Source organism: Bradyrhizobium sp. 613_E4_N2_2 (assembly GCF_052075995.1).
GTDB lineage: Bacteria > Pseudomonadota > Alphaproteobacteria > Rhizobiales > Xanthobacteraceae > Bradyrhizobium > Bradyrhizobium barranii.
In genome coordinates, this window is record NZ_CP197234.1 from 7537366 (window position 1) to 7549874 (window position 12509).

At 64.9% G+C, this 12509-nt stretch carries 9 protein-coding genes; 3 read left to right on the forward strand and 6 right to left on the reverse strand.

Features of this window, described 5'->3' with window-relative positions:
- Nucleotides 1-2: 2 nt before the first annotated feature.
- Both AB7290_RS35655 and AB7290_RS35660 read right to left on the reverse strand, forming a co-directional pair.
- Nucleotides 3-890 (reverse strand): carbohydrate ABC transporter permease, encoded by an 888-nt coding sequence (locus AB7290_RS35655; protein WP_063986668.1) that lies wholly within the window; start codon nt 888-890, stop codon nt 3-5.
- Nucleotides 891-951: 61 nt separating this feature from the next.
- Nucleotides 952-2253 (reverse strand): ABC transporter substrate-binding protein, encoded by a 1302-nt coding sequence (locus AB7290_RS35660; protein ID WP_085403323.1) that lies wholly within the window; start codon nt 2251-2253, stop codon nt 952-954.
- Nucleotides 2254-2445: 192 nt separating this feature from the next.
- On the opposite strand from AB7290_RS35660, the gene AB7290_RS35665 reads away from it, so the two are divergent.
- Together AB7290_RS35665 and AB7290_RS35670 are read left to right on the forward strand one after the other, a co-directional pair.
- The gene (locus AB7290_RS35665; protein WP_063985365.1) at nt 2446-3486 is read left to right on the forward strand and encodes a LacI family DNA-binding transcriptional regulator; all 1041 of its coding nucleotides are present in this window, start codon (nt 2446-2448) and stop codon (nt 3484-3486) included.
- Nucleotides 3487-3496: 10 nt separating this feature from the next.
- Nucleotides 3497-4231 (forward strand): SDR family NAD(P)-dependent oxidoreductase, encoded by a 735-nt coding sequence (locus AB7290_RS35670; RefSeq protein ID WP_085403251.1) that lies wholly within the window; start codon nt 3497-3499, stop codon nt 4229-4231.
- Between the two features lie 9 nt (nt 4232-4240).
- Here AB7290_RS35670 and AB7290_RS35675 read toward each other — a convergent pair whose 3' ends face one another.
- Nucleotides 4241-5677 carry a lipopolysaccharide biosynthesis protein gene (locus AB7290_RS35675; protein WP_085403250.1) on the reverse strand — a complete coding sequence of 479 codons (1437 nt, stop codon included), beginning with the start codon at nt 5675-5677 and terminating at the stop codon, nt 4241-4243.
- A gap of 353 nt (nt 5678-6030) precedes the next feature.
- Between AB7290_RS35675 and AB7290_RS35680 the strand changes: the two genes are divergently transcribed.
- Nucleotides 6031-7098 carry an endo-1,4-beta-xylanase gene (locus AB7290_RS35680; RefSeq protein WP_085403322.1) on the forward strand — a complete coding sequence of 356 codons (1068 nt, stop codon included), beginning with the start codon at nt 6031-6033 and terminating at the stop codon, nt 7096-7098.
- A 9-nt stretch (nt 7099-7107) separates the two neighbouring features.
- Here the strand turns inward: AB7290_RS35680 and AB7290_RS35685 are convergent, their stop codons facing one another.
- The 3 genes from AB7290_RS35685 to AB7290_RS35695 form a co-directional block, all read right to left on the reverse strand.
- Nucleotides 7108-8061 carry a DUF6492 family protein gene (locus AB7290_RS35685; RefSeq protein ID WP_085403321.1) on the reverse strand — a complete coding sequence of 318 codons (954 nt, stop codon included), beginning with the start codon at nt 8059-8061 and terminating at the stop codon, nt 7108-7110.
- 95 nt (nt 8062-8156) lie between these two features.
- The gene (locus AB7290_RS35690) at nt 8157-8951 is read right to left on the reverse strand and encodes a protein-L-isoaspartate O-methyltransferase family protein (RefSeq protein WP_085403249.1); all 795 of its coding nucleotides are present in this window, start codon (nt 8949-8951) and stop codon (nt 8157-8159) included.
- Nucleotides 8948-12418 carry an ATP-binding protein gene (locus AB7290_RS35695; protein WP_085403248.1) on the reverse strand — a complete coding sequence of 1157 codons (3471 nt, stop codon included), beginning with the start codon at nt 12416-12418 and terminating at the stop codon, nt 8948-8950. Before AB7290_RS35695 ends, AB7290_RS35690 begins: the two co-directional genes overlap by 4 nt.
- Between the last annotated feature and the right edge of the window lie 91 nt (nt 12419-12509).

A 12509-nucleotide genomic window follows, 5' to 3' on the forward strand; every position in this document is an offset into this window, starting at 1 on the left:
CATCACCAGGCCACTGCGCCGCGCAAGCGGTTGAAGGCGAGCACGGCGCCGAACACGATCGCCGTCAGCGTCAGCATCAGGGCGCTGGCATAGCCGATGTTGAAGAATTCGAAGCCGACCCTGAAGCCGTAGATGTTGAGCGTGTTCGAGGCGTTGCCCGGGCCGCCCTGGGTCGTGATGTAAATGATGTCGAAGAAGCGCAGCAGATCGACGCTCCGCAGGATCGCCGCGGTGACGATGGTCGGTAGCAGCAGCGGCAGCGTGATGCGCTGGAAAGTCCTGAATGGAGACGCGCCGTCGATCTGCGCCGCCTCGTAGACGCTCGGCGGCAGGGATTGCAGGCCGCCCAGCACGATCAGGGCGACATAAGGCGTCCACTGCCAGCTGTCGATCAGAGCCACGGTCGGAATGACCCAGGTCGGCGAGGCCAGCCAGTCCGACGGCGGCAGGCCGAACGACTGAAGGATATAGTTGGCAGCACCGAGCGACGGATCGAGGATCACCAGCCACATCATACCCGCCACCACCGGCGGCATCATGAAGGGCGAGATGAACAGCGAGCGCACGATGCCTGGCAGCCGCTTGGCGTGGAACAGCACCAGCGCCAGCCAGACGCCGAAGACGAGCTGCAGCACCAAGGACAGCACGAACAGCGCAATGGTGATCCACAGCCCGTGCCAGAATTCGTAATCGGAGATCAGCTTCGAATAATTGGCGAGGCCCGCGAAAGACTGCTTGCCGGTCGAGGAGAAGGTCTGGAAGCCGAGCCAGATCGTATAGACGACCGGAAACGCGATCATCGCGACCGTGAAGACCACGGCCGGCGCCGAGAGCGCCGCCATCTCCAGCTTCTGCCGGTCCTGCGTGAGTGTCGCAGCCGTATCAGACATGCGTTCGTGTCCTCGATCGAGTTGGGTGCCGGCAGGCAGCAAGCCTGCCGGAATGAGGCCGTTAGTTCAGCGCGATCAGCGCATCCAGCGCCTTGTCGGCATCCGCGCAGGCCTGATCGACGGTCTTCTGCTTCAGGATCAGATCCTGTACCGCCTGCCCGATGAACTCGCGCGATTGCGGATTGGCGACGATGGGATAGCCGACCTCGGAGGAGCCCTTCGTTGCGAGCACGTCGAGCGCGGCCTGCCATTCCTTGCGGACCGGCTCCTCGTCGATCCACTTGCGATATTCGGGATCCTTGGCGACCGACGGACGCGGCGGGGCAATGCCCTGAAGCGCCATCTTCTTCTGCACCTCTGGGCTGGTCGCCCATTGCACGAAGTACCAAGCCGCATCCGGCTGCTTGCTGTGCGAGGACACTGCCATGCCCCAGCCGATCGTGGTCGGCACCTGGCCGGCATCGCCCGCCGGGAACGGCAGCAGGCCGGTGTCCTTCAGGCGCGCGCCGCCTTCCATCACCGTGCGCAACTCATTCGACGACTCAAACGCCATCGCGGCGCGGCCGCTGCGGTAGAGCGCCGAAATCTGCTGGAAGCTGTAGTTGACGACGCCAGGCGGTCCGAAATCGCGCAGCAGCCGGCTATAGGTGTCGAGCGCTTCCTTGCCCTTGGCCGAGCAGAGGTTCGACTTGCCGTTTGCGACATAGCTGCCGCCGATATTGTGCAGCATGTTGCTGAAGGTATAGGCAATCGCGGGCTTGAGGCCGCGCGAGACGAACGGCGTCACGGTGCTGTCGCAGCTCTTGATCTTCTCGGCAGCGGCCTCGACGTCCTTGATCGTCTTCGGCGCCTCGAGACCGCACTTTTTGAAGATGTCGGTGCGGTAATAGAAGATCGGGCCTTCGATGTTCATGGGCATGCTGGTCAGCTTGCCGCCGAAGGTCGCGGCCTTCAGCAGGGCCTGGCTCAACCCGTTGGAGTCGTATTCCCTGGCCACCTCGTTCTTGGCCATCGCGGTGAGATCGCCGTACCAGCCGGCGGCGGCGAACTGCTCGCCCTCGCGCGAGGGCAGCGTCATGAACACGTCCACCTCGTCGCTGTTCGCATTCATGACGGTCACCAGACGCTGGCGCATCTGCTGTTCCTGATAGCCGTCGACCTTGAGGGTCATGCCGGTCAGCTTCTCGAAATCGGCCTTGTAAGTCAGCAGCGCCTGCGACACCGGATTGTTGTTGGCGAGAAAGGTGACGGTCTTGCCCTTGAACTTCATCCAGTCGAAATCGGCGGCGTGCGCCTGCGCGGTCGCCGCAGCAATCGCGAGAACGGGCAACGCGACGTGGGTCGCGAGCATCCTGGCCTTCATCGAACTCTCCTCCCGGCTGGCCGCCTTAAGCTGGCGGACCATTTTGAACACGTTTGAGCAGCGCTTGAAAACGGTTACAAAATAGACCTCGCATTCGCCGTGTCAAGCGATGGACAAGCCGCACAATCTGCGGCAGATTTGCGACATTGCCGCTACCATGCGGTTCGCTATGCCCGATGTAACGTTACATTCATGAGACTGACCAACGCCAAGTCTGTGAAACAGGGCATCCGCGCCGTGGCGGCCCGCGCCGGCGTCTCGACGGCATCGGTCTCGCGCGCCCTCAACAACCCCGACGCGGTGAGCCCTTCCTTACGGGCGCGCATCGAGCAGGCCATCGACGCGCTCGGCTACATCCCGCACGCGCCGGCGCGCATCCTGTCGTCACGACGCTCGCGCACGCTTGGCGCAATCGTACCGACGATCGACAACACGATGTTCGCACGCGGCATCGCCTCGCTGCAGCAATATCTGTCGTCGGTCGGATACATGCTGTTTCTCACAACGAGCGGCTACGATCTCGACGTCGAATTGCAGCAGGCGCGCAATCTGATCAGCCGCGGTGTCGACGGCCTGGTGCTGCGCGGCGATTGCCATCACGACGGATTACGCAAGCTGCTGGCGGACAATGCCGTACCGTTCATCAATGTCGGCATCTACCAGCCCGACCGGCCCTATCCTTGCGTCGGCACCGACAACGAAGCCGCCGCCCATCGCGCCGCCGCGCATGTCATCGAGCTCGGCCACCGCCGCATCGGGATCGTCTCGGCGCTCCAGCGCAACAACGACCGCGCCAGCGCCCGCGTCGCCGGCTTTCGCCGCGCGCTGACGGAGAACGGGCTCGAATTGCCTTCGCAATGGCATGTCGAGGTGCCCTATACGCTGGACGACGCGCGCGAGGCGGCGCGCTATCTCCTAGGCCTCGAGGACCGCCCGACAGCCGTGGTGTGCGGCAACGACGTCATCGCCTATGGCGTGCTGCTCGAAGCCGAGCGCAGCGGTTTTTCGGTGCCGCGTGACCTCTCGGTGGTCGGCTTCGACGACCTCGACTGGAGCCGGCATTTGCGGCCGAGCCTGACCACGATCCACGTACCGACCGGAGAAACCTGGCAGCGCGCCGGTGAATATCTGGTGCGCAGCCTCGCCGGCGAGCAGACCATCATGCATCGCGAGATCGACTTCTCGCTAGTCGTCCGCGAGTCGACGGCTGCGCCTCCGAAATCCCTGAAGTGAGACACTCCCGATGAATCCGAACTTTTCCCTCGCCCCCGGCTTCCATGCCGTCGTGATCGGCGGCGCCGGCGACATTGGTGCCGCCATCAGCAATCAATTCTGCGATCTGGGTGCGACGGTGTCTGCAACGGGCGCGAACGAGGCCGATCTTGCCCGCACCCTCCTCAAACCGCGCGCGGGCCTCACGCTCGCAACGCTCGATGTCACCGATGACGAAGCCGTCACGTCCTTCGCCCGGAAGCACAAGCGCGTCGACGCGCTGATCAATTGCGCCGGCATTCTCGCGCGCGACAAGGAATTTGAGATCGAGACCTTCATGAAGGTGCTCGACGTCAATCTCACCGGCACGTTCCGCACCTGCATGGCCTTTCACTCCCTGCTCGCGGAGCAGACGGGATCGATCGTCAACATCGCTTCGATGAACGCGACGCTGGCGCTGCCGCGGATTCCCGCCTATTGCGCCAGCAAGGGTGGTGTCGTGATGCTGACCAAGGCGCTGGCTTTGAAGTGGGCCGAAGAAGGCATCCGCGTCAACGCGGTCGCGCCCGGCTATATCGAAACCGCGATCAACGCCGCCGGCCGCAGCGACCTTGCGCATTATCAGCGCATCGCCGATCGCACCGCCTTCAAGCGCTGGGGACAGCCGGAGGACATTGCCGGCGCCGTTGCCTTCCTCTGCATGCCGGCTTCGCAATATGCGACCGGCACCGTCGTTGCCGTGGATGGCGGCTTTCTGGCGGGGTAGCGCGCGGGTCTATACGCCCAGCGCCTTGCGGTTGAACGTCCGCAGGAAGCGCAGCGACAACGTCCGCACATTCGCGACGTTGAGCAGCCAGGCCGCAGCGGCGTAAGCAACCCCACCCGCGGAGCTGACGACCATCAACGCCACGATACCGGTACCGCCGACCTGCGTCCGCGCAACGAGGATAGCGCCCGCCATCGCCGCAGCCGAAGCCGCAACGCCGGCGAGGCGGTTGACGTCGAACGGCACGGGATGGGCGCGGCGCATCAGGGCGACGGCGACGACGAAGCCGAGCGCTTCGGTGGCGAGCGTGGCGAGCGCCGCGCCGTAAAGGCCGTAGCCCGCGACCAGCGCGAACATCAGTGCCACGCTCAAAACGAGCGTGAGGAACGACTGCGCCGCCAGCATGAACGGCCGCTCGGCGAGCTGGAAGCTGATCTGCACATAGAATTGATTGGCGATGCCGAAGAAGCGCGCGAGCACCAGCGTCGGCAACAGCGCCGATACGCCGGCGCGAAAATCGACGCCGACGAGCGTGCCCGCGACCTGGTCGGCCGCGAGCGCGAGCCAGACGGCGACGGGTGCGACGACGACGAGCAGCAACTCAAGGCTCTCGCTCAGCCGCTCCCGCGTCGTCTCGCTGTTTTTCTCCGACAGCGACCGGAACACCAGCGGCACGGTCGCAGCGGCGACGCTGGAGGCGATCATGACCATGAACTGGCGCGGCAGATCGGCGGCGACGCCGAAAATGCCGGCGGCGTCCTTGCCGAGCAGATAAGCGACGATGAGCCGGTCACAGGCCGAATAGACCGCAACGGACAATCCGGCCAGCGTCAGCGGCAGGCCGTAGCGCGCCAGCTGCATGAACTGGCTGCGCTCGAAGCGCGCGATCTTGGTGCGGTCGCCGACGAGATTGAGAATGATGCCGGTGAGCGAGCCCAGGCCGAACGCGGCGAGCAGTCCCAATCCACCCCAGCCGAGCCAGATGCCGAGCAGGCCAAAGCCGACGCTCGACACGCTGCGGACGATCGAGATCGCCGCGAACCTGTAGGGGCGCAGTTTGGCGCGTTCGAATTCCTGGCCGACATCGACAGCATTGGCCATGATCGCGACGAACATGCTGGCGAGCAGCAGCTCGACGCTGAGGTCGCTGCGGAACAGAATGACCAGCGGCGTGGTGGCGCAGAGGACCGCGGCCGTCAGCCCGAAGGCGACCATCGCCGTGCCGCGAAAATCCACCTCCGCCGACATCGCCTGATAGCGGGACACCGACAGCTTGATCCAGGCGAAGAAGATCGCGCCCAATATGCCGGCGAGGCTGATGCCGACGACATAGACGCCGTACTCGGCCGGCGTCAGCAGCCGCGTGTAGGCCGTGACCGCGAAGAAACCCACCGCTGCGGGCAGGATGTAGGCGACGAGATAAATCGAGAAATGGCGGTTCAGCATGCGAGCACAGGACCGGCAACGGTGTTGCGATGGTGACGGCCGTTAATCAATGACCTTGGCGGGGCGAACGAACTGCGCCGCAGCATCTCTCAAGAGTGTCACATAAGTCTGCAGATCGGGCGGCGAATGAGGCTGAGAGGCCGCTTTCGCGCGTTAGCGTTAAATTTGCCCTTTCCCTGGGGCGGTTCGAGCGATCACGACACGAAACCCTGATCCAGACTGGAACAGCGATGCAGCGCCACGCGCGTTGCGCACCGGACATCCGCAAAGGTTAACCCAACGACAGGAAACCCCGGCGTCGCAAGGCGCCGCTTGGTACGATGGCGCGTTGGTTCCAAAAGGAACGTCCCACCGTGACCAGGCTCGACAGACGCGAATTTCTCCTTGGCGGCGCCGCAGCACTCGCGGTGGGGGCAGCGGCGTCCGCCGCGCCGGCATCAAAACTCGCGCAGCGCCGTCCGGGCTTTGGCGCTGCTGCGACGCTCTGGGACCTGCAAGCAGATCCCAGGCTCGGCGAAGCCATCAGTACCTATTGCACCCAGGTGGTGCCGGTGCTCGAGCTGAAATGGCCGATGCTGCGGCCGAACGCGCACACGTTCAACTTCGAGCGCGCCGACGCGATCCTGGATTTCGCCAGGGAGAACGATCTGACAATGCGCGGTCACGCGCTCGCCTGGTATCACGACATTCCGGACTGGACCAAGCAGATCAAGGATTCCAAGGGCGTCGAGCGCGCCTATGTCGACCACATCGGCACCGTCGTGTCCTATTACAAGGACAAGCTGACGTCGTGGGACGTCGTCAACGAGCCGATCCCGGACAATCCGAAGAAGATCACCGACCGGCGCGACACGTTCTGGACGCAGCATCTGGGCAACCGCTGGATTCCGCTGGCCTTCCGCACGGCGGCCGCGGCCGATCCCTTCGTCAAGCTCGCGATCAATGAATATGACATCGAGTCGGCGAAGGACTCGTTCATTGCCAAGCGCGCGGCGTACCGCAACCTGATCATGGACCTGCTCGACCAGGGCGTGCCGCTGCACGCTGTGGGCCTGCAATCGCATCTGCACGCCGAGCTCGAGATCGACACGCATGGGCTCGCCGAGTTCGTCACCGAGCTGCGTTCCTGGGGCCTCGAGGTGCTCGTCACCGAGCTCGATGTCGACGACCAGAAACTGACGGGCAATCCGGCAGAGCGCGACGCCATCGTCGCCAAGCGCGTCGACGATCTCCTGACCGCGATCTCGACCAGCGGGCCGGTGCGCTCGATCCTGACCTGGGGCCTCTCGGATCGCTATAGCTGGATCAACGGCACCTTCGCCCGCGCGGACAAGCAGCCGAACCGCCCCTTGCCGCTTGACGGCGAGTTCAAGCCGAAGCCGTTCATGGACGTCATCAGCAAGTTCACGAGGGACGCCTGAGACGCGGCCTTAGCGCGTCTTCGCCGGCACTTCGAATTCGGCCGCATCACCCATATCTTCAGGAGACAGGCTCGGGCTGCGTCGATCCCGCGAGCTAAGGCGGAACACGTCGCGGATGTCGTCGATCGAGGTCGACGAATAGGACTGGATGCAGAGCGCGACCTGTTCGGGCGAGGCCGCGCGCATCATCGCTTCGATGGCCGGACGGTCGAGGGGCGTCTCATCCCAATGCGAGACGGCGATGCTGTCCTCGGTGACCCGATGGGTGGCCAGATGCGCCGGAGAGTTCGCGACGAAATGGCCGTACATCAGATACTCCGAGAACTTCTTCTTCCGGCACAACGCCAGAACCCAGTTCAATCCCGTTGCCGACTTGATGGCGTCGGTCATCGCGCGCGCGGTGTCCTTGTCCCAGACCAGCGCGTTGCCGACATAGTCATCGGCGGGGAAGGACCGGTCCTTGATGCCGAGCAACTGATCGACTGTGCGCAGCCACAGCCCATGCAACGGGTGGTCAGCGCCGATGTCCTTCGGGGTGACGAACAGCGGCGTCTTCTCTCCGCCGGCATATTGGCCGGCGTCGAATTCGCGGAAGAACAGATTGTCCGAATCCAGGATGCAGACGCGCTGCTCGGATGCGTTGAGCACGCCGGCGATTTTCAGGATCTGCTGGATGTGCCAGCCATGCACCGGCGACGACAGCAGCGACAGCCAGACCCGGCGCTTGCTGAGGAACTGAAGCGAGGGCGGCAGCGCCCAGAGCCATTTCGGCAGATAATTCGAGGCCGGAACGATGACGCGCTTGTCGGATGCAAACGGCGCGAACAGCGGCACGTCCTCATCGTTAACGAGAACATAATGCCGCGTGTATCCCGAGAGCCAGGTGTCGATGCTCTCGCTGAGCAGCGAAAAGCGTTCGATATCCTTGGCGTAGCTGGCGGTCAGCAGGGCAACGGAATGCATGGAGCGCGCTCGAATGGCCATCAAGCCGCACTCATAGCCGCACCGCGAGATGCTGGAAACTCACAAACGGAATCAAGGTAAAACGAAACGAAGCATTAGCCATCCGACGGCAGCCCCTGCTCGATGCCGCGAAAACGCAGTGGCGCCAGCGCGGCGGCGCGCTGCCACCAGTCGGCGACGCGGTCGTCGAGCGCGGTCACGCCGCGACCCTGGCCGGGGAAGATCCTGATCTGCTGCACCGCCTCGGCCTCGAACCCCCTGCCCTTGCGCGTGATCTTGAGGGCGGCGCCCTCGCGGTCGCGCTGCGTCAGCGGCGCCAGGAGGCGGCCGCGCGGGCGGAGCGACTGAAGCCAGAGCGGATGCGGGTGCGGGAAGCCGGCATGCACGATGATCACGTCGGCCGGCTCGCCGATCTCCTCACATCCATCGCCATGCACGACCTCGACATTGCGATAGGGGCGAAGGTAGTTCGCGGCACGCGCCGCAAGCCGCCCGTCGCATTCGATTGCATGCACCCTGCCCCTGGGCCCCACGATCTTCGACAACACCGCCGAAAAATAGCCGAGACCGCAGCCGATCTGGACCACGCGGTCCTTCTCCCCGACGTCGAGCAGATCGATGAAGTGCGCCCACAGGCTCGGCAGCCCGGTGTCGAGCCTGCGGCGCGCATCGATCGCGACCAGCACATTGTCGTAGAGATGAACGGGATCGGGATCCGGCGTCAGCCGGTAGCTGCGCGCCGCCTCGCTCTTGATGCGCCAGGGTCCCTTCGCCAGAAAATCCTCGCGCGGGATGGCGGCGAGCGCTTCGAGCAGGCGTGGCGAGGCGATCCGCTCTCGCTTCGCGATCAACTCGACGTAGCGCGCACGCGCGGCGGCAAGATCGCTCATTTCATCGCATCGGCCTGTTCAAGGACGGGCACGTCTCCGCCGAGCTCGCTGAGGAGCTGCATCGCCTGCTTCAGGTCCGGGGTATAAAAGCCCTCGCTGAACTTGCCGACGATCGGCAAAAGCAGGAGGCTTGCGTGCTCGCGCTTGCCGGCTTGGTGCGACAGGCGCGCAAGGCTGACGGCGGTCCGAAGCTCCCATGACAGCGCGCCCTGCTTGCGCGCGGTCTCCAGCGACAGGGCGAACAGGTCCTCCGCCTCCTGCACCGATGCCGGATCACCGTCCGACATCGTGATCTCGCCCTGCAGGCGATAGACCTCGGCGAGATAGGAGTGATCGCCGGTCCGTCTCGCGGTCGCGAGCGCGCCGTCCAGCGCGCGCAAGGCGGCATCGCGCATCCCGACCTTGGCATAGGCTTCCGCAAGGAGGCAGCGGAACCAGCAGCCGGCGAGCCAGGAATCCATCGCCTCGTATTCGTCGAGGCCGAGGCGCATCTGGCTGAGACCTTCGTCGGCGTCGCCGAGCTGGGCCAGCGCCCAGCCGCGCAGGATCGCCGCCTGCTGCTTCCAATGCAGGAAATTGTGCTCGGTGGCGATGATCATGGCGCGGTTGGCGTGGTCGCGCGTGCCCTCGACGTCGCGCAAATGCTGGCACAGATAGGCGCCGAACACGAGCGCGAAGGCGAGCGTGAAGGGATGGCGGATCTTCTCGGCATTCGCGATCGCCTGCTCGCTGTGCTGGCGCGCCGCGTCGGGCCGGCCGAGGAACCAGAGGAGATAGCCGAGATAGGACAGCGAAACGACGCCGGGATCGGTGCCGTGCCGCTCCATCAGATCGGAGTGCAGATCAGGACTGTAGAGGTTGATGCAGCGGTGCAGATGGTGCTGGGAAGCGGCAAAACGGCCGCGATAGAGCATCGTCATCGCGATCGAGCGGTGCGCCTCGATCAGATAGCCGGTCTGCTGTGCCGGCTGGGTGCGCTCGTTCAGCCGCTCGCGCTTGGCGAACTTCAACAGCTCGACGCTGAGATCGTGCGCGCGGCTGAGATCGGCACGGATGAAATGGCAGACCCAGAGCCCGCGCGTGGCGGCGAAGGCCTTCTCGTCGTCGTCGAGCTGCTGACCGAGCTCGAGCGCGCGGATGTAGTTCTCCTCGACCTCCTGCACAGCGTAGCCCTTGGCGGCAATCAATGCGTTGCCGAGCGCGATGCGCAGCTCCAGCTCCATCTCGTCGGCGCCCTGCATGCGCGCATTGGCCTGCACGACGCTCAAGCCCCGGCGCAAATGCCCGATCGCCTCCAGATTGGCGCCGCTCTTGGCCGCCTGCTTGCCGGCCTTGAGCCAGAAGCTGGCGGCGCCCTCGCTCTGGCCGGATTCGGTGAGGTGATGGGCCAGCAGCTCCGGTTCGCGCTCGGTCTTCTCCGGATACATCTCGGCGAGCACCTGCGCGATCCGCGAATGCAGCTTGCGCCGCTCGCTGTGCAGCAGGCTGTCGTGCGCGGCGTTCTGGATCATCACGTGCTTGAAGGAGTAGAGCGCGCCGGGCGGATGGCCGCGGCGCATGATCAACCCGGCCTCCTCCAGATGATTGAGCGCGGCCTCGATCTGCTCCGCCGGCGTGTTGGCGACCGCGTGCAGCGTCGCGTAGGAGAACTCGCGACCGATGGTGGCGCCGATCTGCGCGATTCGCTTGAACGGCCCCATCCGGTCCAGCCGCGCCATCAGCGAGTCGGTGAGGGTCGCCGGGATCGCGAGCTGCCGCCATGGACCCGACAGCACGTAGCGCCCGTGCCGCTCGGTCAGGAGGTTGGATTCGAGAACGGTCTTGGTCAGCTCTTCCAGGAACAGAGGCACGCCGTCGGTCTTGACGATGATCTCCTCGACCACCTCCTTGGGAAGCTCGCGGCCCGCGACGCGCTCGACCAGCGTCGTGCGCAGCTGCCGGCTCAGGCGGTTCAGCACCAGCGTGGTGATGTGCGAATGCGCGTTCCAGCTCGGCTGGAATTCGGAGCGCGCGGTGATGATGACAAGGACCGGCTGGTTCTGCACCCGGGCGACGAGGAGGTCGATCACCTCGCGGGAGGTCGGGTCGATCCAGTGCAGATCCTCAAGCGCGATCACCAGCGGCATGTCGCGCGCAAGGCCGAGGAAATGATTGACCAGCGCCGCGACGGTCGCATCCTTCTGCTGCTGCGGCGACAGGTCGAGCGGCGGATAGCGGTCTCCGGTCGGGATCGACAGCAGCGCGGCAAACAGCGGCGTGACCTGCTCGATGTCGCCATGGGCGGCCGCGATCGCGGTCTCCAGACCCGCCAGCGAGGTCGCGGATGGATCCTCGCGGTCGAGGCCGAGCGAGAATTTGAGCTGCTCGGAGAATGGATAGAACGCCGTGGAGGTGTAATAGGGCGAGCACTGGAACGAGACGTGTCCATGGCGGTCGCCCGCGATCCGGTCGAAGATCTCCTGGATGATGCGCGACTTGCCGATGCCGGGCTCGCCGAACTTCACCACGACCTGGCCGTCGCCGTCCTTGACCTGCTGCCAGCGTCCCATCAGCAGCGCGATCTCCTCCTCGCGGTTGACGAGCGGTGTCAACCGCCCGCCCATGGCAGCGGCGAAGCGGGTCTCCGCTCGCGAGGCGCGCACCACGTGCCAGGCCTGCGTCTTCTCCGAGATGCCTTTCAGCGCATGGACGCCGAGATTGCGGTAGTCGAACTTGCCCTTCAGCAGCGACTGTGTCGAGGACGAGATCACGACGCCGTTGGGTGGCGCCAGACCTTGCAGGCGAGCGGCGAGGTTGACGGTTTCTCCGACCGCGGAATCGCGCTCCTCGGTGCCCTGGCCAACGAGGTCGCCGACCACGACGAGGCCGGTTGCGATCCCGATGCGGACGGCGGGGGCGTGGCTCAGCGCACCGCGCGGCTCGATCGCGCGCGCAGTCGACAGCACCCGCACGATCTCGAGCCCGGCGCGCACCGATCGCTCTGCATCGTCCTCATGCGCGGTCGGATAGCCGAAATAGACAAGGATACCGTCGCCGACGAAGCGCGCGGCAAACCCTTCGTAATGCTTCACCACCCGGACGCAGGTCTCGCGAAAGCTCGCGATCATGTCGCGCACGTCTTCCGGATCGAACTGCACCGACAGCGAGGTGGAATCCACCATGTCGCAGAACATGGTGGTGAGCTGACGCCGTTCGGCACCGACTTCCGCCCGGACTTGCGGGCGCGCCGCCGCATCGGGCTTCTCTGCGGTCTCAGCCTGGAATAGCGCCGACATCGCGCGCCGAAGCCGCTTGCGATCGCCGAGCGGCAATCCGAGCTCGACCAGGTCGGATTCCGTCAGGTCCCCCATCACATCGAGATCGAGGCGGTGCTGCGCGAAGAGATCGGTGTAATGTCCAAGACCGACGCCTTCGAGCCAGCGCTTCAACCCGCCTTCAGTCCCCGTAACAGGCTCATTCTCCAGCATGGTGATTCTGCCCGACCTTCACTCCGTCGAAGGGCTTTAGGCCCCTCAACCACAGATTTTGGGGCCCGAACTTCACCTCAGACTGGACGCG